Raw genomic sequence first — 22,698 nt, forward strand, 5'->3', positions numbered from 1 at the left:
ACTCGCCTGGGAGGAGAGGAGCCGCCCACCCGACCAAAGAGTTCCAGCGGGTGCGCGTGCGGTGGATAGCGTACCAATGGGGGCGAAGGGATCGCTGCGGGCGTTCGGGGCCCACAGAGCAAGATCACTTCGCTCACCGGGCCCCATAATGCCGTCATTGTCGGCATTATTACCAATCTCCCTGGTCAGCCATGGGGACCGAAACCCGACCGGGCGTTCGGGTAACTTTTTGGACACACCATCGGCTTCCCCATCAAGACCACCTCGACATGACATCGTGACAATACGTACACGCAGGTCCGGGGGAGGAAGCGGGCATGTGCGCGGTATTGCGTCCATCGTCGAACACACTGGGTAATGACCGAAAAGCGGAACGTTCGGGCAGCCCAACGCGGGTCCGCTCCGCCGGGCCCGCATTTTCGGTCAGGTTCGCATTTCCCGTGGGCCTCGCCGTGCTCGCGGCGTTCTCCTGCCCCTCCCCCGCCGCCGCCGAAGACCCCGTGGTCGAGCTGGCGACACTGCGCGCCGAACTGGAGGGATTGCGCGCCGAGGCCGGGGAGCGGATCGAGGAGTACATCGCCGAACGCGAGCTCCTGGAGGAGCTCGCCGAGGAGGGGGAGTCCGCCCGGGAGCGCGTCGCCGAGACCCGGGCGCGCGGGGAGGCCTCCCGGCTGGCCGTCGCCCGCCAGGCCGCCGCCGTCTACAAGGGCGCCGACCTGTCGCCCGCCCGCGCCCTGTTCGGGGCCCAGGGGCCGGCGGGGATGCTGGACCTGGCCGCCGACCTGTCGCTGATCGGCGACCACCGCTCCGCGGAGCTGGGCCGGGCCCGCGCGGCCGGGGTCGCAGCGGACACGCACTCCGAGACGGCGCGGGAGGCCGAGCGCGAACAGGAGGAGGCGACCGAGCGGGCCGACGAGGCGCGCGAGGAGGCCGAGGAGGCGATCCGGGTCCAGGAGGAGGCCCTCGCCGGGCTGATCGCCGAGCAGACCCGGCTGGAGGCCCGCCGGGAGGCCGGGGGCGGCGCGCCGCGCGAGGCGAGGGACGCCCCGGCGTCCGGTGCCCTGCCCGGACCCGAGCCGGGCGCCGGGACCGGTCCTGTGGAGGACGCCCCCGCCTGCGCCGGGGGCGACGTGTCGGCGCACTCCAACGGGCGCATCCCCGACTCGCTGCTGTGCCCGCTCCCCCAGCCCGGGGAGCGGCTGCGCGCCGACGCCGCCGCGGCCTTCATCGACCTGGACGCCGCCTACCGCGAGAGGTTCGGGCGCGCGATGTGCGTGACCGACTCCTACCGCCCCTACCACGAGCAGGTGTCGCTGTTCGAGCAGATGCTGCCCGGCATGGCGGCCCGGCCGGGGACCAGCACGCACGGGATGGGGCTGGCCGTCGACCTGTGCGGGGGCGTGAACGTCCCGGGCAGCCCCGAGCACGAATGGATGCTCGACCGGGCCCCGGGGTTCGGCTGGGACAACCCGCCCTGGGCGCGCGGCGGCTTCGAGCCCTGGCACTGGGAGTACACGCCCTAGGGCGGGCCCCCGACGGTGCGTGCCGGTTCAGACCCGGGAGCCGACCCTGACCTCGTAGGAGCCCAGCTCGCCCAGGTCCACGAACACCTCGTCGCCCTCGGCCAGCGGACCGGCGTCCACCGGCAGCAGGGCGTTCACCCGGCCCGCCTCCCGGGACAGCCAGGGGTCCCCGGGGTCCAGCACGGCGCGCCCGCGCTCGGTGCCCTCGACCTCCACGGCCGCCTCCCAGTCCGCGATCGGCTCGTCGGAGGTGACCAGGACCGGGCCCAGGCCGAGCAGGACGGGCTCCCCCGCGGCGTCCAGCCACAGGCAGGCGGGCGTGCGGGCGTCGACCCGCCCCGGAGCGCCGGCGACCGCCGCGAGGCCCACACGGGCGCTGTGGGCGGTGGCGGGGACGGGGTCGTCCACGGCGCCGACCAGGCGCGGGGGGACCTCCCAGACGTCGCCGCCGGACAGGACGGCCACCGGGGAGGACGGGGAGAGCGGGGCGCACATGCGCGCCTCCCACTCGACGATGATCTCGATGGGCGCCCGGCGGGTGCTGGCCAGCACCCCGGCCAGGGCGGGCACCCCGTCGGCCAGCAGCTCGTCCAGGCTCCGGGGGTCGGGCACGCCCAGCACGTCGCCGTCGTCCAGCGCCCCCACTCGCTCGCCGCCGCCACTCGGGGACAGGTAGGTCACCCAGCGCACCGCATCCTCCTCGGTCCCCCGCCTCGTCCGGACCGCGGCGGCGGGATCCTCAGATCGCCACGGTCGGGCTGTGCTCCTTGCCGGTGCCGGCGCATCCCCGGCACGGTTCGTCGACCCGGAGCCACACGATGATCCCACTCGTGTCCCGGTGCGGGCGCTCGGGCCGCCACCATCCGGTACCCGAGCAGAACCGGCAGTCGAGGCCGTCCCGGTCGCACCATTCGCACGAGGAGATGGCACACCGCGTGTGCGTCGGTTCCCGCATCGGGTTCATGCGCCCCCACCGTCTCCCGCGAAGTCGCGACCAGCCTTGCACATGCATCTGCACACGTCCACCCGCCGGGGCGCCCCGGTGCCCGCCCGGCCCGTACCGGACCGCCCGGAAGGGGCGTCCGGGCCGGTCAGGCGGACTCGCGGACCACCAGGCGGGTGTCGAGCATGACGGTCTCGGACTCGGCCGCGCGCGGGATCGCGACGTCCACCAGCAGGCGCGCCATCTCCTGGCCCATCTGGACCGAGGGCTGGTGGACCGTGGTGAGCGCCGGGTCGCTGTAGTGGGCCATGAGGGTGTCGTCGTGGCCGACCACCGCGACGTCCTCGGGCACCCGCAGCCCGCGGGCGCGCAGGACCCGCAGCCCGCCGATCGCCATCATGTCGGAGGCGATGAAGACCGCGTCGGGCGCGGGCCCGCCGTCGAGCAGCCGCTCCATGGCCTCGGCGCCGCCCTCGACGCTGAAGTCGCCCTGGACCACGAGGCGGTCCTCGATCTCGATGCCCGCCTCGGCCATGACCCGCTGGTACCCGCGCAGGCGCTCCACGCCGGCGTACATGTCCAGGGGGCCGGTGACGGTGGCGACCCGGCGGTGGCCCTTCTCCACGAGGTAGCGGACCGCCTTCTCGGCGCTGCCGACGTTGTCGATGTCGACCCAGAACGGGGAGGGCACCTCGGCCAGCGGCCGGCCGCCGTGCACGACCGGCACGCCCGCCGCCGCCAGGCGCCGGGGCAGGGGGTCGTCGCGGTGCAGGGACACCAGGAGGGCGCCGTCCACGTGGAAGCCGCTGAGGTAGTCGCCGACCCGCTTGTGCTCGGCCTCGCTGCGGGCGGTGGTGAGCATCAGCTGGAGGTCGCGCTCGTGCAGGACCGAGCTGACGCCGCGGACGATGTCGGCGAAGAACGGGTCGGAGAAGAGCCGGTCGCGCAGCTCGGAGACCACCAGGGCGATCGTGTCCGTGCGCCGGGTGACCAGGGTGCGCGCGGCCTGGTTGGGGCTGTAGCCCAGTTCGGCGATCGCGTTGTGGACCGCCTCCCGGGTGCGCGGGCTCACCTGCGCCGACCCGTTGATCACCCGGGAGACGGTCCCGCGGCCGACCCCGGCCCGCTCGGCCACCATCTCCAGGGTCGGACGCCGCCGACCGCCACCGTCACCGCTCTTGGCCACTTCGCGTGCTCCCTCTGGGAAAATCGTACGCCGCCGCGGCCGGGGTCACCGGCCGCGGCGGCCTTGGTCGTCCGCCCCCTCCGGGGGCGGCATGCCTGTTCTAGCGTTCCGGGAACCGTCCCGTGGCCGCCAGGCGGGAGTACCACTCGCCGCTGTCCTTGACCGTGCGCACCTGCGTTTCGTAGTCGACGTGCACGATCCCGAAACGGCGGGAGTATCCCCACGCCCACTCGAAATTATCCAGAAGCGACCAGGCGAAGTATCCGCGCAAGGGCACCCCGGCGTGGATCGCCTCCTTCGCGGCCCTCAGGTGGCCCTCGTAGTAGTCGAGCCGGTCGGTGTCGTGGACCCTGCCGTCCTCGGTGACGGTGTCCTCGAAGGCGCAGCCGTTCTCGGTGACGTACAGGTCGATGCCGCCGCTCTCGCCGGCCAGGCGGAGCAGCACGTCGTACAGGCCGGTCGGGTCGATCTCCCAGCCCATGTGGGTGACGGGCAGGCCCTGGGAGACGTGCACCTCCTCGGGCTCGGCGCCGAGCCAGGCGCCGCCCTCGCCGCTGACCAGCGCCGGGTCCAGGCCCTTGGCGGAGGCGGCGACGAACTCGGGCGAGTAGTAGTTGATCCCGAGGAAGTCCAGCGGGGCCGAGGTGGTCTTCAGGTCGCCGTCGTGGATGAAGGAGAAGTCGCTGACGGACGCCAGGTCCTCCAGCACGTCGGCGGGGTAGGTGCCCTTGAGCAGCGGGTCGGTGAAGATGCGGTTGCGCACCCCGTCGGCCCTGCGGGCGGAGCGGGCGTCGGCCGCGCTGGGGCCGTGGGGCCGGATGACCGCCTGGTTGTGGGCGAGGCCGACCCGGGAGGGGTGGCCGGTGGAGCGGATGGCCTGGGCGGCCAGGCCGTGCCCGAGCAGCAGGTGGTGGGAGGCGGCCAGGGCCGCCGCGGGGTCGCGGTGCCCGGGCGCGTGGTGGCCGTTCTCGTAGCCGAGGAAGGCCGAGCACCAGGGCTCGTTGATGGTCATCCAGTTGGAGACGCGGTCGCCGAGCGAGTCGGCCACGATCTGCACGTAGTCGCGGAACCGGTACGCGGTGTCGCGCGCGGGCCAGCCGCCGGCGTCCTCCAGGGTCTGGGGCAGGTCCCAGTGGTAGAGGGTGGCCCAGGGCTGGATCCCGGCCTCCAGCAGGGTGTCGACCAGGCGGTTGTAGAAGTCGAGCCCGGCCTGGTTGACCTTGCCGCTCCCCTCGGGGAGGATGCGCGGCCAGGCGATGGAGAACCGGTAGGCGCCCAGGTTCAGCCGGCTCATGAGCGCGACGTCCTCCGGGTACCGGTGGTAGTGGTCGTCGGCGGGGTCGCCGGTGTCGCCGCCCAGGACCTTGCCGGGGGTCTCGGCGAAGGTGTCCCAGATGCTGCGGCCGCGGCCGTCGGCCGTGGTGGCGCCTTCGATCTGGAACGAGGCGGTGGCCGCCCCCCAGAGGAAGTCCTCAGGGAAATCGCTGCGGTTGCTCACTTGTTCGGTACGCACCTTCCATGACGAGGGGACATCGCGTATGGGAGCGCTCCCATAAAACAAGCAGACCGGACACCTTGTGTCAATCGACGAAAGTAACCCCGAAACCCAACCGTTACGAGTGGTCGGCGCGGGGCGCGGCGTCCGGACGGCGCCCCGCGCACACGTTACTCCGGGGACTCCGAGGCGGTCGGCTCGGCCTGCCCGCCGACCGGGATGACGATCCCCTGCCAGCGCTCCTCCATGAAGTCGCGGACCTCCGGGCCGTGCAGCAGCTCGTCCAGCCGCACGATGTCCTCGGCGCCCGCGTCCTCCGACCGCACGACCAGCCCGTTGGCGTACGGGTTGTTCTCGGTGCCCTCCCAGGCCAGCGCGTTGGCCGTCGCCGGCAGGTCCGCCTCCAGGGCGTAGTTGCCGTTGACCACGGCCGCGTCCAGGTCCTGGAGCGAACGCGGCAGCTGGGCCGCCTCCACCGGGGTGACGGTGACGTTCAGCGGGTCGTCCTCGATGTCGTCCACCCCGGGCGAGTCCCCGGCGTCCTCGGCCAGGGTGATCACGCCGGCGTCGGCCAGCAGGTGCAGGGCCCGGCCCATGTTCGAGGTGTCGTTGGGCACCCCAATCTCGGCGCCCTCGGGCAGGTCCTCCAGGTCGGCGGCGTCCTGGGAGTAGATGCCGAACGCCTCCAGGTGCACGTCGGAGACGTAGCTCAGGTCGGCGTCGGGGTTCCCCGCCAGGTACTCCTCGAGGAACGGCACCGTCTGGTAGTAGTTGGCGTCCAGCTCGCCCTCGGCCAGGGCGGCGTTGGGCTGGTTGTAGTCGGTGTACTCGACGATCTCCAGGCGCAGCCCGGCGTCCGCGGCCAGGTTCTCGTCGATGAACTGCAGGATCTCCGCGTGGGGGGTGGGGGTCGCGCCGACGCGCAGGACGGTGAGCCCCTCCGCGTCGGTCCCCTCCTCCGCGCGCTCGCTGGGACTGCCGCAGGCCGCCAGCACGGCGGCGGCGAGCGCCGCCGCCCCGGCCCCGCGCAGCGCGCGCCCCCACGGCGCCCCTGCCCTGTCTCCGGTCATCGCATCTCCTATCCAGGAATCCAGACGGGTCGGACGAATGTCGGGGGGCGGGGGGCCGGGGGGCGCGGTGCGCGGGTCAGCGCCGGGTGAGCCTGCGCACCAGCAGGTCGCCCAGGCTCTGCGCCGCCTGCACGATGACGATGAGCAGGATGACGGTGGCCCACAGGTAGTGGTCGTTGAAGCGCTGGTAGCCCTCGCGGATGGCCAGGTCGCCCAGGCCGCCGCCGCCGATCGCGCCGGCCATCGCCGAGTAGGAGATGAGGGCGACCACGGTCATCACCAGGCCCGCGATGAGGCCGGGCAGCGCCTCGGGCAGCATCACCTTGCCGACGATCGTGAGCCTGCGGGTGCCCATGGCGTGCGCGGCCTCGACGACCTCGCGGTCGACCTCGCGCAGGGAGGTCTCCACCAGCCGGGCGAAGAACGGGATCGCGCCGATGCTCAGGGGGACGATCGCCGCCGTCGGGCCCAGGGTGGTGCCGACCAGGAAGCGGGTCAGGGACAGCACCGCCACCATCAGGACGATGAACGGCAGCGAGCGGCCGATGTTGACGATGGCGCTGAGGACCGCGCGCACCGCGGGCGCGGGGGTGAGGCCGCCGCGGTCGGTGGTGACCAGCAGCACGCCCAGCGGCAGGCCGACCAGGACGCTGAAGATCGTCGCCCACAGCACCATGTAGACGGTGTCCTGGGTGGCCAGCCACAGGCTGGGCCACATGTTCGGCCAGTCCCGGAGGAAGGCCACCACGGCCTCCCACGGGCCCGCGGCCCCGGTGTCCGCGGCCAGGAAGAGGATGTCGGCGGTGTGGGTGGTCACTTTCCGGCCTCCTCGACCAGCAGGCCGTGTTCGGACAGGTAGGTCAGGGCCTCGGAGCGGCGGGCGCCGCGGACGTCCACGCCCAGGCGGCCCACGGACTGGCCCGCGACCTGCTCCACGCCGCCGCCGAGGATGTTGACGTCCACGTCGAAGCGGCGGGTGAGCTCGGACATGAGGGGCTCGTCGAACGAGCGGGGGTAGGTCACGACGACCGTGTCGGGGCCCGCCAGGTCCGGCAGCGGGAAGAGGGAGCGGGCCAGCAGCGACCCGGGGGTGCCGATGAGGTCGAGCACGCGGCCCGCCTCGCGGAATTCGCCGTTCTCCATGATCGCGGCGGAGTCGCAGATCTTCTTGATCACGTCCATCTCGTGGGTGATCAGCAGGATCGTCAGCCCCAGTTCGTCGCGCAGGCGGCGCAGCAGGGCCAGGATCGAGTCGGTGGTGGCCGGGTCCAGGGCCGAGGTGGCCTCGTCGCTCAGCAGCACCTTGGGGCGGGAGGCCAGGGCGCGGGCGATGCCCACGCGCTGCTTCTGGCCGCCGGACAGCTGGGACGGGTAGGCGCGCGCCTTGTCGCCCAGGCCGACCAGCTCCAGGAGCTCGCCCACGCGTTCGCGGCGCTCGGCGCGGCCGACCCCGGAGACCTCCAGGGGGAAGCCGACGTTGCCCGCGACGGTGCGCGAGGAGAGCAGCGCGAAGTGCTGGTGGACCATGCCGATGCCGCGGCGGGCGGTGCGCAGCCGCGCCCCGCGCAGGGAGGTCAGCTCCTCGCCGTCGACGGTGACGGTCCCGGCGTCGGGGCGCTCCAGGAGGTTGACGGAGCGGAGCAGGGTGCTCTTGCCCGCGCCGCTCTGGCCCACGACACCGTAGATCTCGCCGGGCTCCACGTGCAGGTCGACCCCATTCAGGGCGGTCACCCGGTGTTTCTTCAACCTGTAGACCTTGTGCAGGCCCACTGCGTCAATCACGGTCTTCCCATCGACGTTGGTCAGGGCGCCCGGGGTCGGCGTACGGGCCGTACGGGCGCGGAGCTGCTCGACGTGGGACGACGCCCACGTCAGAGCGTACGGAGCGGTCCCGGACCGGGTGGAGGCGACGCGCCGGGGCGGGCGGTGCGGCGGTCGGGGCGCGGAAATCCTCGAAAATTACCGCTCGGCCGCGGGCGTCGAGGAGGCGGGGGTCAGGCGGACGCGCGACAACAGCGCCCATCACACCACATGGGGGTGTTCGCCCAGGTGGCGGTGGGTTTCACCGGGAGTCGTCCAGAAACCTTCACGCTCACCACTCAACCATGGGACGGCGGGTCGGTTCACCGAAATCACACCCGAGAACCGGGTTATCTGTGCCACATCGCACCTTTTGTCGGTTCGGAAACCATCCGTTCCCTCCCGTATGACCCCGGGAGTGCTTACACTCATGACCGTCCCGTTACCATCGCCCAGCGCCGATCGCCGCTCACGATGGCACGGGCCTCCCGGTCCCCGGCGACGCACCGTCGCCCCTCCTCCCCGTGCTCGGGGAGCGGTCCCGGCCGGGAAATCGACGAGATGCAGCGCCCGCCCCGCCCCGAGCCCGGGGGTGCGCGGGCCCGAGGAGCGACCACACCGTGCACCCCGATGACCAGAGCCGAGTGGACGAGTTCGCCGACTTCTGGGCTCCCGATCCGCCGGCCGCGACCTGGCGCGAGACCCTGGCCGACGCCGCCTCCGCCCTGTCCCCCTCCCGGCGCCGCCGCGCCGGCCGGGCGCGTGTCATCGCCGTCTCCCTCTCCCTGGGGGCGGCGCTCGTCGCCCTGCCCCAGACTCCGGCGCTGGCCCTGCCCATGGAGCCGGAGAGCATGGAGTCCCTGCGCGAGCGCGCGGAGACCCTGGGCGAGGAGTACAACGGCGAGCTGCGCGACATGGAGGGCGTCATCCAGGAGGCCGAGCGCGCCACCGAGCGGGCCGAGGAGACCGCCGAGGAGGCCCAGGCCTCCAAGGAGCAGGTCCGCGCCCTGGCGTACGCCTCCTACACCGGCAACGGCATCGACCCGTCCATGTCGCTCTTCGTCGACGCCGACCCCGACCAGGTCATCGACCGCGCCGTGGTCATCGACTTCCTGGCGTCGAGCAACCAGGACAAGATCGCCGAGCTGGAGCAGGCGCTGGAGCGCGACGAGGAGGCCCAGGAGGCGGCCCAGGAGACCCTGGAGGAGGCCGAGGCCGACCTGGAGGCGCTGGAGGAGCGGCGCGAGGAGGTCCAGGCGATGATCGCGGACCACCCGAACCAGCCCATGGGCGGTCCGTACAACATCACCCCCCGGACCGAGCAGATGCGCGAACTGGTCATCGAGGAGTTCGGAGAGGGCACCGAGGTCGGCGGGGTCGGCTGCTACCGGGCGGTCGGCGGCTGGGTCGTCGGAGAGCACCCCAAGGGCCGGGCCTGCGACTTCATGGTGGACGGCAACGGGTCGATGCCCTCCCAGGAGCAGGTCGACCGCGGCTGGGCCATCGCCGAGTGGGCCCGCGAGAACGCCGACCGCCTGGGGATCATGTACGTGATCTACCGCCAGCAGATCTGGGACGTCCGGCGCGGCGACACCGGCTGGCGCGCGATGGCCGACCGCGGCAGCATCACCGAGAACCACTTCGACCACGTGCACATCTCGATGTTCTGACCCGCTCCGGGACGGGCGGCCGCTCCGCCGCGCCCGGCCGTCCCGGGGAATGGACGGGCGGAAACGAGCGGTGCACGTGATCGACACGAAACAGTGACGATTCGCTCTCGCTCCCCGGCCCCGGCCTGCCCTACCCCGGGGTGCGCCGAATAGGATGCTCACGTCCCCGGCCGGCGGCGCGCCCGTCGGCCGCCCCGGAGCACCACACCGGGGCCACCTGGAGACACACAGGGCCCGCTCCTCCCCCGCTCCCCCGTCCTCGCCCGCGGTTCGGTGGCCACGGAAGGCGCGCCCTGCCCGTGTGAACGTCACCGGCGTCCCTTTCGACCCGACTTCGGAAAGTCACACGAACCCACAGGCGCCGACACGCGTCCCAGACAACACGTCAACACATCATCCGGGCGAGGGGAGCCATGAGCGAAAACGGACCTTACAACCAGCCACCGCAGAACCCCTACGGCGGTGACGGCTCGGGAGGGCAGCCTCCCTACGGCCCGCCGGGCGGCCCCTACGGCGACCCCCACACGGGCGGTCAGCCGGGCTACGCCCAGCAGGGCGCGTACACGGGCGGCCAGCCCGCCTACGGCCCCCCCGGGGGCTACCCGCCGCCGCAGCAGCCCAAGAGCGGCGGCAAGGCCGCCCTGTGGGTGGTCATCGGCGGCGGCGCGGTGATCGTGGTCCTCGTGGTCGCGCTCATCGTCATGCTCGCCACCAACCGCGGTGACGAGGGCGGCACCGTCGCCTCCCCGCCGGAGGGGAGCACCGAGGCCAGCGACCCCGCGACCGACCCGGCCGGCGAGGAGCCGGTCGAGGAGCCCGCGGGCGGCGGCGGCCCGGCGGGCGAGCCCCCGTACTCGCTGCCCATCGAGCCCTGCGAGGCCCTGACCGACCGCGTGGCCGAGGGCCTGCTCATGGGCCAGGACGGCTCCAAGAGCACCAGCGACAACCGCTCCACCTGCTCCGACATCAGCGGCACCCCGCCGGAGGGCAACCCGGACACCATGTTCGGGACCTACGACGTGACGTACCAGACCCCCTACGCCGGGTCGGACTCCATCGAGGGCGCCAAGACCGACTACCAGGACGCCGTCTCCAACATCCGCGGTGAGGGCTCGTACTCCCTGTACGACTCCGAGCACCTGGACCAGGACAAGGAGCTCCCCCTGGGCGACGAGGCCGTCTTCATCACCACGAAGTACGACTTCCTCGGCCAGTTCGTCCCCCGCGCCGCCGTGCTGATCCGTTCGGGCAACATCACCATCGAGGTCACGTACACGATGAGCCCCTCGTTCAGCGCCTCCGACGCCGACGTCGAGAAGTTCACGCTCCCCGACGACATCGAGGCGACCATGACCATGGCCGGCGAGGACGCCCTCGCCCTGCTCGAGTCCGCCTGACCCGTAGGCCACCGGGCGCACGGAAGAGCGTGAAGGGAGGGGCCGCGGCGACCGCCGCGGCCCCTCCCCCTTTCGTTCCGGGGCCGGTCCCTCCCGGTGCGGCGCCTACAGGGTCGCGCGGACCCGGCGGGCGGCCTCGACCATGTTGCGCAGGGCCTGTTCGACCTCCTCGTAGCCGCGGGTCTTCAGACCGCAGTCCGGGTTGACCCACAGCTTCCCGGCGTCGATGTGCTCCACCGCCAGGCGCAGGGACGCCTCGATCTCCTCCACCGACGGCACCCGCGGGGAGTGGATGTCGTACACGCCCGGGCCGATGCCCCGCCGGTAGCCTCGGCGGCCCAGGTCCTCCACCAGCTCCATGCGCGAGCGGGCCGCCTCGACGCTGGTCACGTCGGCGTCCAGCTCCTCGATGCCGTCGACGATCAGGCCGAACTCGGAGTAGCACATGTGCGTGTGGACGGTCGTCGACGGCGAGACGCCGGAGGTGGCCAGCCGGAAGGAGCCCACGGCCCAGTCCAGGTACTCCCGCCGCTTCTCCGCCCGCAGCGGCAGCAGCTCGCGCAGCGCGGCCTCGTCGACCTGGATGTGGCGGATCCCCGCCCGCTCCAGGTCGGCGACCTCGTCGCGCAGGGCCAGTGCCACCTGGCGGGCGGTGTCGCCCAGCGGCTGGTCGGTGCGCACGAACGACCAGGCGAGCATGGTCACCGGTCCGGTGAGCATGCCCTTGACCGGCTTCCCGGTACGCGACTGGGCGTAGGTGGTCCACTCCACCGTCATCGGCTCCGGGCGCGAGACGTCGCCGAAGAGGATCGGCGGGCGCACGCACCGGGAGCCGTAGGACTGCACCCAGCCGTTCTCGGTGGTGGCGTAGCCCCGGAGCTGCTCGGCGAAGTACTGGACCATGTCGTTGCGCTCGGGCTCGCCGTGGACGAGCACGTCCAGGCCGATGTCCTCCTGGAGCGCGATGACCCGGTCGATCTCGGCGCGCAGGATCGCCTTGTACTCCTCCTCTCCCAGCTCGCCGCGGCGGTGCGCGGCGCGGGCCCGGCGCAGCCCGCCGGTCTGCGGGAACGACCCGATGGTGGTCGTGGTCAGCGCCGGGACGCCGGGGGCGCCGCGCTCCCGCGGCCGCTCGTGGGCGTCCGCGCCCAGGGCCTCCAGGCGGGCGCGCACGCGCGCGTCCACGAACGCCGCGCCGGCCGGGGCCGGGGCGGCGGCGTAGCCGTCCCCGGTTCCCTCGGACAGCACCCTGCCCAGCAGCGCGACCTCACGGGTCTTCTGCTCCGCGAAGGCCAGCGCCGCGCGCAGCTCCGGGGGCAGCGAGGTCTCGGCGTCCAGGTCGATGGGCACGTGCAGCAGCGAGCAGGAGGTGCTCACGGAGATCCCGTCGGCCAGGCCCAGCAGGGTGCCCAGGGTGGCGACGGCGGCCGGGACGTCGGTGCGCCAGACGTTGCGGCCGTCGACCACGCCCGCGACCAGGCGGGTGGAGCCCAGACCGGAGACCGCGGTCAGGTCGGCGATGCCCTCGGCGTCGGTGACGAGGTCCAGGCCCACGGCCTCGACCGGGGACTCCTTGAGGACGCGCAGGGCGTCGGCGCCGATGGAGCCGAAGTAGGTGGAGACCAGGATCTCCGGGCGGTCGGCGAGCCCGCCCAGGACGCCGTAGGCGCGCTCCAGGTGGGCCAGGGCGGCGCGGCCCTCGTCGGTGGCCAGCACCGGCTCGTCCAGCTGCACCTGCTCGGCGCCGGCGGCGCGCAGGTCCGCCAGCACGCGGCCGTAGGCCTCCAGCAGGTCGTCGAGCAGCGCGATGGGCGACCAGCCCCGCGGTGCGTCGTCGGCGGCCTTGGACAGCAGCAGGAAGGTCAGCGGGCCGACCAGCACCGGGCGGGTGGGGTACCCGGCCTCCAGGGCCTCGCGGAACTCGGCGACGGGTTTGTCGCCGGCGACGCGCGGCCGCACGGCCGGGGAGAGCTCCGGGACCAGGTAGTGGTAGTTGGTGTCGAACCACTTGGTCATCTCCAGGGGCGGGGCGCCCTGGACCCCGCGGGCCAGCGCGAAGTAGCGGCGCAGCCGCCCGTCGGCGTCGGCGGCCGCGGACGGGTCCTCGAACCGCTCCGGGACCAGGCCGAACAGGACGGCGGTGTCCAGCACCTGGTCGTAGTAGGAGAACGTGTTGGAGGGGATGTCGTCGATCCCGGCGGCGCGCAGCCGGGCGTAGGTGTCCAGGCGCAGGCCGGCGGCGGCCTCCTCCAGGGCGGCGGCGGTGGAGGCGCCCTTCCAGTAGGACTCCTCGGCGCGCTTGAGCTCGCGGTCGGGACCGATGCGCGGGTAGCCGTGCACCGTGGACCGCACGGCGGGTCCGGAGGTGTTCATGAAGCTTCTTCTCCCTCGTCGAAAGCCGGGTACCGTGCCCGGGGTCGGCGAGGGGGCACGCCGGTGGGGCGCCGCTCGACGGGCGCCCACGGGTGCCGACCTCGGCCCTCCCTCGGGGCACGGGACCACCGGCGGCACGGGTGCGCCGCCGGGTGGAGGCAGGTCTTCGGACTCACGGGCGCGACCGGTGGGCCACCGGTCTCCTAATGCCCGCCGCTTCCCGGTCCCCGACCTCTCCGGTCGGTCCACCAGTGCTCCATGGCGGGGGTCGTTCCCGTACACCGCTGCGGGGCAGTCCCGGATTCGCACCGGGTTCCCTCTTGCGACGCGCGCCACCGGCCCGGGATCGCCCCGGGCGGAAGGATGGCGCACGAACCTTCCACGCCTGCGAGTATAGGGAGACATCCCCTCGCCCCTGCCCCCCGGCATGCCCCCTGTGCCCCTCGCCGCCCCGGAGTCCGAACCCTCCGCCCGTGGGCGGCGTCACACCCGATGAAGACGTCGCACGGTGGCGCCCCCGCCGGCCCCGTGCACGTTCGTCTGCGAAATGGACGCGGAGAACCCCTGGTGAACAAGCTGCCCCGAACCGCCATGACCCCCGACCACCCGGTCATCACGGTGGGCGTCTCCCTCGTGGTCCTGGCCGGCATGGTGCTGTTGTCGGTGCGACCACCGGAGTCGTTGGGGGCGGGCCCGGCCGGGGGCGTGGCGCACGGCCTGGCCGACGCCATCGAGCAGCGCATCCCCGCCACCGGCGAGCCCGACGCGCTGACCGTGGTCGACGAGGCCGCCCTGACCGGGGTGGAGACGGAGGAGCTGGAGTACGACGGGGTCGCCACCGAGGTGTCCTTCCCGGTGCTGCCCAACGCCGAGCCGCTCACGGAGTTCCTGCGCGGGAGGCTGGGCGCCGACGTGGAGGCGTTCGACGCCGCCAACCCGGGCGCGGAGTCCTACACGGCGGGGTGGAACATCACCGCCGCCTCCGACGGCCTGGTCGGCGTGCGCATGACGGGCGAGGAGACCGACTCCGAGGGCACCCGGGAGTTCCACTCCACCTACTGGTACGACACCGGCGACGGCGTCACCCGCGGCTCGCAGTCGCTGCTGGCCGGACAGGACGAGCTGGCCGCCCTCAACACCCTGGTGCGCGACCGCCTCGGCGACGCCGCCGAGACGGGGACGGTGCTGCCGGTGGCGTCGCTGTACGACTCGGTCGGGTTCAACCCCGACGGCGACCTGGTCGTGGAGTTCGACACCGGGCAGGTCGCCCCGGCCGACGCCGGGCCCCTGACCGCGGTCGTCGAGCGCGCCGAGTCCGAGCCGCTGCTGTCGGACTTCGGGCGCCGGGTGCTGCGCGCCGCCACCACCGGGGTCGAGGAGTTCGCCATCTCCGCCGCGCCCGGGGAGGGCTCCAGCGTCGCGGACGAGCCGGTCCCGGGCGTCATCTCCCCCGTGGACGAGTCCGTCGACTGCGCCGACCCCGAGGTCAAGTGCGTGGCCCTGACCTACGACGACGGCCCCGGCGGGGGCACCCCCGAGCTGCTGGACACGCTCGCCGAGTACGACGCCAAGGCGACCTTCTTCGTCACCGGCCTGCCGGTGATGGAGCACCCGCACACGGTGCGGCGCACCTACGCCGAGGGGCACGAGATGGCCAACCACACCCTGAACCACCCCGACCTGGCGGGGCTGGGGGCCGACGGCGTGCACGACAACCTGAACAGCGTGCAGGCCCTGGTGTACCGGGAGACCGGGTACACGATGGACCTCATGCGCCCGCCGTACGGGTCGACCAACGACGGCGTCGCCTCGGTGACCCGGGACATGGGCCTGGCCCAGGTCCTGTGGAGCATCGACACCAACGACTGGAAGGACCGGGACCCCTCCGTGGTCGCGGACCGGGCGATCGCGGGCGCCTCGGACGGGGCGATCATCCTCATGCACGACATCCACCCCACCACCATCGCGGCCTCGCACAAGATCATCCGCGAGCTGGACGCGCAGGGGTACACGATGGTGACCGTGTCGCAGCTGCTGGGCGACGCCGAGCCCGGCGAGCGGTACGTGGACGGCGTGCCCGACGAGCAGCCCTCGGACGCGCCCTCGGACGGCGCCGGGGAGGACCCCGAGGAGTAGGCCGCGCCTTCCCCGGGCGGCCCCCTCCGGGGCCGCCCGGGGCACCGCGCACGGCGGCGGCCGTCACCGAGAGCGCAGGGGCTGACCACATGTGGTCAGCGTCACGGCCGGGCCGCCGGATTCCCCTATGTTGCACCCAACAGCCCCGGTGCACATGTTCTGGATGAGGGAGTCCGGTGTTCTCGTCGAGCCGTACGCGTCCGCAGCAGCCCCTCCCCCGCGGGGCGGGAGCCGCACGCCGGCACCCGTGGGCGGTGGGGGCCGCCGTGGCCCTGGTGCTCCCCCTGGCCTCCTGTCAGAACCCGCCGGCCGCCGCCCCGGAGGAGGCCGACGGCGAGGCCATCACCGTACTGGTCGACGGCCCCGGGGACGTGGTCACCGAGTGGAGCGGCGAGGGGGACGACTTCCCCGACCACCCCTACATCCCCGAGGACGTGGAGATCTCCGTCGCCCACCCGGAGTTCCCGGGCGCCGAGGCGTTCTCCACCGCCCTGCACGGGCACATCGACCGGGAGGTCATGGACTTCCGCGGGGTCAGCCGGGAGCCCGTGGGCCTGGAGATCGCCTGGGAGGTCGTGGCCGCCGGCGAGGGCGTCCTGGGCGTGCGCCTGGTCGGCACCGAGGAGGACCTGCACGGGAGGCGCCAGGCGTACGCGACGTACTGGTACGACGAGTCGACCGGGCACACCGGGTACGCCACCGAGCTGCTGGCCGACGACGCCGCGCTGGCGGAGCTGAACGGCCTGGTGGGCGAGGAGCTCGCGGACCACCCCGACGTGGACCCGCGGGGGCTGCTGCCGGTCATGCGCACCTACGACTCGATCGGGTTCAACACCGCCGGCGACCTGGTCGTGGAGTTCGACGACGGGCACCTGTCGCCCGTGGTCGAGGGGCACCCGCCGGACGCGTCCCCGGGGCGGATCGCCGCGGTCATCGACGCCGAGCGGGCCGGACCCCTGCTGTCGGACCTGGGCGAGCGGGCCCGGAGCGCGTCGCTCACCGAGGAGCCGGTGCTGTCGGTGTCCGAGCCCGACACCGCCCTGGAGTCCGCCCCGGTGCCCCCGGGCGTGGTGACCGAGCGCGGCCCCGACGTGGACTGCACCGATCCCGGGGCCAAGTGCGTGGCGCTGACCTTCGACGACGGCCCGGTGGAGGCGACCGCGCACGTGCTGGACATCCTCGCCGAGCAGGAGGTGACGGCGTCGTTCTTCCTCAACGGCGACCCGCTGCTGACCCGGCCGTGGCTGGCGCGGCGGATCTACGCCGAGGGGCACGAGCTGGGCAACCACAACGACCTGCACGAGAGCATGACGGAGGAGTTCACGCCGGAGGAGCTGCCCGCGCAGGTGGCGATGGTCGGTGCGGGGATCCGCCGCCAGACGGGGTACACCGTGGAGCTGTTCCGTCCGCCGTTCGGGGCCACCGACGACGGTGTCAAGGCGGAACTGGCCCGGCAGGGGCTCGCCGAGGTGCTGTGGACGGTCGACAGCGAGGACTGGACCGGGTCCGACCGGGACACGGTCGCGGACCGGGTGGTGGACCTGGTGGAGCCCAACGGGGTGGTCCTGCTGCACGACCCGCAGCCCACGACGGTCGCGGCCCTGCCGGAGATCATCGAGCGGCTGCGCGAGAAGGGCTACGTCTTCGTGACCGCGTCGCAGGCCTTCGCCCCCGAGGCCGGCGGCACCTACCCGCCCGACTGGGACGGCAGCTGGTGACACGCCGACGGCCCGGCCCGGGGCGGGGTGCCCCGGACCGGGCCGTCGGCGGCGGTCCGTGCGGTGCGGGTCAGGCGGTGGCGGCGGGGCTCGCGGCCGGCGCGGTGTCCGGGGCCTCGGAGCCGACGGCGTCGGCGATCGAGGTGTACCCGGCGGCGCGGACCAGGCGGGCCAGGCCGCGGTGGACGCGGCGCGGCCAGAGCGGGCCGCCGTAGATCATGCCGGTGTAGCCCTGGACCAGGGTCGCCCCGGCCCGGATGCGGGCCCAGGCGTCCTCTGGGGTGTCGATGCCGCCCACCGCGACGAGGGTGAGCCGGTCGCCGGCCCTGGCGCGCAGGCGGCGCAGCACCTCCAGGGAGCGGTCCTTCAGGGGCGCGCCGGACAGGCCGCCGCCCCCGGCCGCCTCGACCTCCTCGGCGGAGGAGGCCAGGCCCTCACGGGAAATGGTGGTGTTGGTCGCGATGACGCCGTCCAGCCCCAGTTCCAGGGCCAGGTCGGCGACCGCGTCGACGTCCTCGTCGGCCAGGTCCGGGGCGATCTTGACCAGCAGCGGCAGCTCCGGGCGCCCGGCCTCGGCCAGCGCCCCGCGCACGGCGGACAGGATCGGCCGCAACCGCTCCACGCTCTGGAGGTTGCGCAGGCCCGGGGTGTTGGGCGAGCTGACGTTGACCACCATGTAGTCGGCGTAGGGGGCCAGCCGCCGGGCGCTGAGGGCGTAGTCGCCCTCGGCCTCCTCCTCCGGCGTGACCTTGGTCTTGCCGATGTTGATCCCCAGGATCGGACCGGGCCCGCCCCGCCGGTGGTGCAGGCGCTCGGCGACCAGCGCCGACCCCTCGTTGTTGAAGCCCATCCGGTTGACGATCGCCCGGTCCTTCACCAGGCGCGTCAGGCGCGGGCGCGGGTTGCCCGGCTGCGGCTGGGCGGTGACCGTGCCGATCTCGACGAACCCGAAGCCGAGCGCGCCCAGGGCCCGGGGGCCCTCGGCGTTCTTGTCGAACCCGGCGGCCAGGCCCAGCGGGCCGGGGAACTCGCGGCCGAACGCCCGCACGGTCAGCTCGGGCTCGCGCGGGCCCAGCACCCGCTCGGCCGCCGCGGCCGCGCCGGGCACGGCGGCGGCGCAGCGCAGGGCGCCGAAGCTCACCTTGTGGATCGTCTCGGCGTCCAGGTGGCGCAGGACCGAGCTGAAGAGGATCTGGTAGAACACGACTGTAATTTAACCGTTTCCGTCGCTCTCGCGCTCGGCGAGAAAGCGTTCGAGTTCAGCGCCGAGCTCCTCGGCGGTGGGCAGGCCGGCCTCGTCGTCGGCCAGCGGGAGCACCCGGCGGTCCTCCGGGTCGGTCCGCGAGGACATGATGTCGTCGTACTGGCGCTCCAGGTTGACGACGATGCGCTGGACCTCCTCGGAGGCGCTCACCTGTTCGGCGATCTCCACGTCCGTGGCCTGGGCGACCTCCTCCAGGCCCGTGGCGGGCAGGGACAGGCCGGTGGCGTCGGCGATGTACCGCAGGGCGGCCAGCGCCGCGCGCGGGTAGGTGGACTGGGCCAGGTAGCTGGGCACGTGGACGGCGTAGCCGAGGAAGTCGTGCCCGGCCTCGCCCAGCCGGAACTCCAGCAGCGACACCGCGCTGCCGGGCACCTCGACCCGGCCGATCCAGGGCGTGTGGCCCTCGACCAGCTCGGGGCGGGTGGAGTGCGGGGTGACCGTGGCCGGCCGGGTGTGCGGCACGGCCATGGGGATGCCGTGGACGCTCAGGGACAGCGACACCGAGAAGCGCTCCACCAGGCCGATGACTGCGGCGGTGAAGGCCTCCCACTCGCGGTCCGGCTCCGGGCCGTGCAGGACCAGGAACGGGCTGCCCTCGGCGTCGCGCATGCGGTACAGGGCCAGCTTGGGGGCCCGGTACTCCGTCCAGGTGTTCTCGACGAAGGTCATGGGCGGGCGCCGGGCCCGGTAGTCGACGAGGCGGTCCACGTCGAAGACCGCGATCTCCTCGGCCTCGAAGCGTTCGAACAGCTCCTCGACCATCTGCCTGCCCGCGTTGCCTGCGTCGACGAAGCCGTCCAGGGCGACCAGCATCGCCAGGCCGGCGACGTCGTCGAAACCGGGTCGGAGTTCGTACAGATCTGCTGGGTTGCGCACCGGGGTCTCGTCTCCAGAAAGCTCGGGGTTTCAGGGGGCCGCGTGGCAGTCCAACACCGACCGGCGTCACCGTGTTCCCGGTCGTCCTCGGGCCGTTCACCCCGGTATCCCAGATTACCGACCCGTATTCACCACCGCTGCCCGAGGACCCGCAGGGAGCGCAGCCGGTTGAGGACCGCCGCGACCTCCTGCCGGCGCGGCAGCGCGTAGTCGCCGCCGAAGTCCGCGCCCAGCCGGGTGACCCCGTGTTCGGCCAGCTCGGCCTCCAGGGCGTCCAGGGCCTCGGCGAGCGTGCGGTCCCGCAGGTCGAGGGCGCGCAGGGCCAGTCCGGCGCCGATGATCTGCCCCGGGTCGACGAACTGCTCGATGGAGCGCACGTCGACGTCGTCGTCGCCGAAGACCAGCACGTCCATGTCGCGGCGCTTGATCCGGGACCGGCCGCGCGCGTCGGAGGGGTCGACCGAGCGCGGGTCGACGAGGCGGGCGCGCGGTGCGGTGAACACCGCGTCCGTCCGCTCCCGGGCCAGCCCCCGCGCGCGCTCGCCGACGTCGTGCGGGTGGTAGGCGTCCATCATGACCACGTGGTCGGCGACGTCGAAGTAGTCGCCGCTGCCGCCCATGACCAGCACCGTGGAGACGCCGTGGTCGCGGTACAGCGGCCGCACCAGGTCGACGAACGGGACGAGGGGCTCGCGGTCGCCGTGCACCAGGGCCTGCATGCGCTCGTCGCGGATCATCAGGTTGGTGGCGGTGGAGTCCTCGTCTACCAGCAGGGTGCGCGACCCGGCCTCCAGGGCCTCGCAGATGTTGGCGGCCTGCGAGGTGGAGCCCGAGGCGTTGTCGGTGCGGAAGTCCGCGGTGTCGGCGCCGGTGGGCAGGTTGCGCACGAAGGAGCCCACGTCGACCCGCTCCACCCGGCGGCCCTCCTCGGCGCGGATCTTGACCGCGTCGGCGCGGGTGACCACCAGTTCGCGCCCGTCGCCCGGCACGTGGTCGTAGACGCCCCGCTCCAGGGCGTGCAGCAGGGTCGACTTGCCGTGGAAGCCGCCGCCCACGATGAGGACGACGCCCTCGGGCACGCCCATGCCGGTGACCGCGCCCCGGTGCGGCAGGTCCACCGACACGCGCAGGCTGTCGGGCGAGGAGAACGGGACCGCGCCCTCGGCCATGGGCTCGTCGCTGATCCCGCTGCGGCGCGGCAGGACCGCCCCGTCGGCGACGAACGCGACCAGGCCCCGCTCCGCCAGCGCCGAGCGCAGGGCGACCGTGTCGGCCACGCTGTCGGCGAAGGCCCACGCGGCGTCCCGGTCGACCGCCTCCCAGTACAGGTCGTCGACCACCCCGGGCAGGGTGTCGCAGAACTCGCGCTCGGCGGCCCGGCCGTCGATGCGGCGGCCGCGGCCGGGCAGGTCGATACCGATGCGCAGCTCCAGGCCGCCGCCCTCGGTGACCCGGCAGGAGGAGCGCTCCAGGACCTCCTGCCCGCCGGTGTCGATGCGCAGCAGCGAGCGCCGCAGCAGCCGCCCGGCCCGGCGGCCCAGGAAGTCGGCGGTGGCCCGGCGGCGCACGGGGTCGGCCCAGGCGTCCTTGGGAATGCCGGCGTCGGGCAGCGCGACCAGGATCCGCGAGGGCGGCGCGAACGGGTCGGCCTGCACCCGCTGGACGGTCAGCGTGAAGTCCCCGAAGTCCCAGTCCCCCTTGAGGGACTTGTAGCGGCCGTAGGAGTCGCCGTCCATCCGCAGCAGCTCCCGCGAGAGCCGCTCGTCGTCGCGCACCCCCTGGATGGGCTCCGGCTCGGGCCGGCGTCCGCCGCCCCGGCCTCCGTGGCCCCCGCGCCCGCCCCGGCCGCCCCCGTACCGCTCCGCCATCTCCCGCTCCCCCGAACTCAGGTTCCGTGCTCCCCGCCAGGTTAGGCCGTCCCGCCCGCCCCCGCCCGCCCCCTGTGGACGACGCCCCGCATGCCGGCCGGAGCGGTGGCGGAGCGCACGTGAAAGGGCCGGGCCCGGTGCGACTTCCGGGTCCGGCCCTTCGGGGTGGGACACGGCCCGGGCGCCAAGGGGGTGCACCGGGGCCGTGCGGACACCTCCCCGGGAGGGGTGGGGAGGTGCCACGCCTTCATTTTTACCGGAACTCGATCTCCCGCGCGGGGGAAACCTCGATTCCGTCGGCCCGCAGTTCCCGCTCGACGGCGGCGGCGCGCTCGGCCGCGCTCGCCCCGTCCGCCGGGAAGGTGCCGTGGGCGCCCGCGGCGAGGACCACACGGTAGCCCTCGCCGCGGGCGCGGCGGCCCGTCGCGGAGATGCAGTACTCGCTCTGGAAGCCCGCCAGGACCAGCCCGCGGGCACCGGTGACGGCGAGCGCCTCGGCCAGCCCCGGCGAGGTGAAGGCGTCCGGGCCGGTCTTGCGGAACACCGGCTCGTCCTCCCGGGCCGGGAAGGTCGGCTGCCAGCCCTCGCCGAACGGCTCGTCGGGATCCCCCTCGTCCCCGTCGTTGAGGACGTGCACGACCGGGGCGCCCGAGGAGCGGGCGCGGTCGAGGAGGGAGGCGAGCTCGGCGCGCAGGGGCCCGGCGTCCGGGACCGCCTCGGCCCCCTCGAGGAAGTTGTCCTGCACGTCTACGAACACCAGTACGAACGACATGCCCCTATGGTGACACAGGTCACCGGCCGCCGGTCGCCTTTTCGGCGGCGCGGCGGAAGGCGAGGTCGCGCCCGTCCACCGGCGGGTCGGCCGGGTCCTGCACGAACACCGCGAAGAGCCGGTCGGTGTCCCGCAGGTCGTCCAGCAGGTCCCGCCAGGCGAACAGGTTGGGGTGGTCGAACACGGTGCACGCCTGGGCCGGGGCGAGCCCCCGCTCGGCCGCGCGCAGGTCCTCGGCGGTCAGGTCGTACACGGCGGTGCCGCGGGTGTGCCCCAGGACCCGGCCCAGGACGACGGCGGGCAGGCCGTGCATCGCGCCGGGGACGTTGACCACGGGGAAGGCCGGCTCGCCGTCGCGCTCGCGCCCGACGGCGAAGGCGGACGGCCGCTCCCAGCCCGGGTGCCCCTCCTCCAGGCGGGTCCGTGCGGCGTGGATGTCGTCTTCGGTGACCCACTGCTCCATGGGTGCTCCTCGCGTCGGGGGGGGCGGGGGTACGGGAGCGGGGGGGGGGGGCGCCCCCCCCCCCCCCCCCCCCCCGCGGCCCCCGTTGTGGTTAATCGCCCCCCCGGCCCCCCCCACCCCCCGTCCCCCGCAGAGCACGCCGGC

Annotated in this window: 18 protein-coding genes and 1 riboswitch; of the genes, 5 read left to right on the forward strand and 13 right to left on the reverse strand. The window is 73.7% G+C overall.

Annotation, left to right across the window (positions count from 1 at the left end; all coding sequences use genetic code 11):
* The first annotated feature begins 440 nt into the window (after positions 1 to 440).
* Positions 441 to 1,523 (forward strand): M15 family metallopeptidase, encoded by a 1,083-nt coding sequence (locus ACFVNO_RS17605; protein WP_355259997.1) that lies wholly within the window; start codon positions 441 to 443, stop codon positions 1,521 to 1,523.
* Between the two features lie 27 nt (positions 1,524 to 1,550).
* Here ACFVNO_RS17605 and ACFVNO_RS17610 read toward each other — a convergent pair whose 3' ends face one another.
* The 7 genes from ACFVNO_RS17610 to ACFVNO_RS17640 all read right to left on the reverse strand — a co-directional run bounded on the left by ACFVNO_RS17610 (position 1,551) and on the right by ACFVNO_RS17640 (position 7,987).
* Positions 1,551 to 2,213: a hypothetical protein gene (locus ACFVNO_RS17610; RefSeq protein WP_355259994.1), complete on the reverse strand. Its 663-nt coding sequence runs from the start codon at positions 2,211 to 2,213 to the stop codon at positions 1,551 to 1,553.
* 49 nt (positions 2,214 to 2,262) lie between these two features.
* Positions 2,263 to 2,487: a hypothetical protein gene (locus tag ACFVNO_RS17615; protein ID WP_255646766.1), complete on the reverse strand. Its 225-nt coding sequence runs from the start codon at positions 2,485 to 2,487 to the stop codon at positions 2,263 to 2,265.
* A gap of 127 nt (positions 2,488 to 2,614) precedes the next feature.
* On the reverse strand, positions 2,615 to 3,604 hold the full coding sequence (locus ACFVNO_RS17620) for a LacI family DNA-binding transcriptional regulator (RefSeq protein ID WP_378893947.1): 990 nt from the start codon (positions 3,602 to 3,604) through the stop codon (positions 2,615 to 2,617).
* 148 nt (positions 3,605 to 3,752) lie between these two features.
* Complete coding sequence (locus tag ACFVNO_RS17625) at positions 3,753 to 5,150, reverse strand: GH1 family beta-glucosidase (protein ID WP_355259988.1); 1,398 nt, start codon at positions 5,148 to 5,150, stop codon at positions 3,753 to 3,755.
* A 167-nt stretch (positions 5,151 to 5,317) separates the two neighbouring features.
* Positions 5,318 to 6,217, reverse strand: coding sequence for a MetQ/NlpA family ABC transporter substrate-binding protein (locus tag ACFVNO_RS17630; protein ID WP_355259985.1), 900 nt, complete (start codon positions 6,215 to 6,217; stop codon positions 5,318 to 5,320).
* Positions 6,218 to 6,293: 76 nt separating this feature from the next.
* On the reverse strand, positions 6,294 to 7,034 hold the full coding sequence (locus ACFVNO_RS17635; protein ID WP_220562567.1) for a methionine ABC transporter permease: 741 nt from the start codon (positions 7,032 to 7,034) through the stop codon (positions 6,294 to 6,296).
* Complete coding sequence (locus ACFVNO_RS17640; protein WP_220565275.1) at positions 7,031 to 7,987, reverse strand: methionine ABC transporter ATP-binding protein; 957 nt, start codon at positions 7,985 to 7,987, stop codon at positions 7,031 to 7,033. The genes ACFVNO_RS17635 and ACFVNO_RS17640 overlap by 4 nt, the downstream gene beginning before the upstream one ends.
* Before the next feature lie 650 nt (positions 7,988 to 8,637).
* On the opposite strand from ACFVNO_RS17640, the gene ACFVNO_RS17645 reads away from it, so the two are divergent.
* Together ACFVNO_RS17645 and ACFVNO_RS17650 are read left to right on the forward strand one after the other, a co-directional pair.
* Positions 8,638 to 9,687 (forward strand): hypothetical protein, encoded by a 1,050-nt coding sequence (locus tag ACFVNO_RS17645; protein ID WP_355259982.1) that lies wholly within the window; start codon positions 8,638 to 8,640, stop codon positions 9,685 to 9,687.
* Between the two features lie 413 nt (positions 9,688 to 10,100).
* On the forward strand, positions 10,101 to 11,084 hold the full coding sequence (locus ACFVNO_RS17650) for a DUF3558 domain-containing protein (protein WP_355259980.1): 984 nt from the start codon (positions 10,101 to 10,103) through the stop codon (positions 11,082 to 11,084).
* Positions 11,085 to 11,189: 105 nt separating this feature from the next.
* Here the strand turns inward: ACFVNO_RS17650 and metE are convergent, their stop codons facing one another.
* A complete protein-coding gene (gene metE, locus ACFVNO_RS17655; protein WP_378893776.1) occupies positions 11,190 to 13,457 on the reverse strand; it encodes a 5-methyltetrahydropteroyltriglutamate--homocysteine S-methyltransferase in 2,268 nt (755 codons plus the stop codon).
* A 157-nt stretch (positions 13,458 to 13,614) separates the two neighbouring features.
* Positions 13,615 to 13,794: riboswitch (cobalamin riboswitch) on the reverse strand.
* 254 nt (positions 13,795 to 14,048) lie between these two features.
* Here metE and ACFVNO_RS17660 point away from each other — a divergent pair.
* Together ACFVNO_RS17660 and ACFVNO_RS17665 are read left to right on the forward strand one after the other, a co-directional pair.
* Positions 14,049 to 15,593, forward strand: coding sequence for a polysaccharide deacetylase family protein (locus ACFVNO_RS17660; RefSeq protein ID WP_378893951.1), 1,545 nt, complete (start codon positions 14,049 to 14,051; stop codon positions 15,591 to 15,593).
* 266 nt (positions 15,594 to 15,859) lie between these two features.
* On the forward strand, positions 15,860 to 17,311 hold the full coding sequence (locus tag ACFVNO_RS17665; protein WP_378893779.1) for a polysaccharide deacetylase family protein: 1,452 nt from the start codon (positions 15,860 to 15,862) through the stop codon (positions 17,309 to 17,311).
* Positions 17,312 to 17,381: 70 nt separating this feature from the next.
* On the opposite strand, the gene ACFVNO_RS17670 is transcribed toward ACFVNO_RS17665, so the two are convergent.
* From ACFVNO_RS17670 to ACFVNO_RS17690, 5 genes are all read right to left on the reverse strand, one after another.
* Positions 17,382 to 18,515: a quinone-dependent dihydroorotate dehydrogenase gene (locus ACFVNO_RS17670; RefSeq protein WP_355259971.1), complete on the reverse strand. Its 1,134-nt coding sequence runs from the start codon at positions 18,513 to 18,515 to the stop codon at positions 17,382 to 17,384.
* A 9-nt stretch (positions 18,516 to 18,524) separates the two neighbouring features.
* Complete coding sequence (locus tag ACFVNO_RS17675; RefSeq protein WP_220562573.1) at positions 18,525 to 19,451, reverse strand: proteasome assembly chaperone family protein; 927 nt, start codon at positions 19,449 to 19,451, stop codon at positions 18,525 to 18,527.
* A 128-nt stretch (positions 19,452 to 19,579) separates the two neighbouring features.
* The gene (locus tag ACFVNO_RS17680; RefSeq protein ID WP_378893783.1) at positions 19,580 to 21,319 is read right to left on the reverse strand and encodes an ABC-ATPase domain-containing protein; all 1,740 of its coding nucleotides are present in this window, start codon (positions 21,317 to 21,319) and stop codon (positions 19,580 to 19,582) included.
* Positions 21,320 to 21,572: 253 nt separating this feature from the next.
* Positions 21,573 to 22,091 (reverse strand): isochorismatase family protein, encoded by a 519-nt coding sequence (locus ACFVNO_RS17685; RefSeq protein WP_355259965.1) that lies wholly within the window; start codon positions 22,089 to 22,091, stop codon positions 21,573 to 21,575.
* 19 nt (positions 22,092 to 22,110) lie between these two features.
* Positions 22,111 to 22,554 (reverse strand): hypothetical protein, encoded by a 444-nt coding sequence (locus ACFVNO_RS17690; protein WP_355259962.1) that lies wholly within the window; start codon positions 22,552 to 22,554, stop codon positions 22,111 to 22,113.
* Positions 22,555 to 22,698: the final 144 nt, after the last annotated feature.

Origin of the sequence: Nocardiopsis sp. NPDC057823 (assembly GCF_042797335.1) — a bacterium.
In the GTDB taxonomy this organism is placed as follows: Bacteria; Actinomycetota; Actinomycetes; order Streptosporangiales; family Streptosporangiaceae; genus Nocardiopsis; species Nocardiopsis changdeensis.

Excerpts from the sequence above, each read along its gene's own strand:
- ACFVNO_RS17615 (WP_255646766.1), bottom strand. The coding sequence starts at position 2,487 with ATGAACCCGATGCGGGAACCGACGCACACGCGGTGTGCCATCTCCTCG.
- ACFVNO_RS17620 (WP_378893947.1), bottom strand. The coding sequence starts at position 3,604 with ATGGTGGCCGAGCGGGCCGGGGTCGGCCGCGGGACCGTCTCCCGGGTG.
- ACFVNO_RS17630 (WP_355259985.1), bottom strand. The coding sequence starts at position 6,217 with ATGACCGGAGACAGGGCAGGGGCGCCGTGGGGGCGCGCGCTGCGCGGG.
- ACFVNO_RS17650 (WP_355259980.1), top strand. The coding sequence starts at position 10,101 with ATGAGCGAAAACGGACCTTACAACCAGCCACCGCAGAACCCCTACGGC.
- metE (WP_378893776.1), bottom strand. The coding sequence starts at position 13,457 with ATGAACACCTCCGGACCCGCCGTGCGGTCCACGGTGCACGGCTACCCG.
- ACFVNO_RS17660 (WP_378893951.1), top strand. The coding sequence starts at position 14,049 with ATGACCCCCGACCACCCGGTCATCACGGTGGGCGTCTCCCTCGTGGTC.
- ACFVNO_RS17680 (WP_378893783.1), bottom strand. The coding sequence starts at position 21,319 with ATGGCGGAGCGGTACGGGGGCGGCCGGGGCGGGCGCGGGGGCCACGGA.
- ACFVNO_RS17685 (WP_355259965.1), bottom strand. The coding sequence starts at position 22,091 with ATGTCGTTCGTACTGGTGTTCGTAGACGTGCAGGACAACTTCCTCGAG.
- ACFVNO_RS17690 (WP_355259962.1), bottom strand. The coding sequence starts at position 22,554 with ATGGAGCAGTGGGTCACCGAAGACGACATCCACGCCGCACGGACCCGC.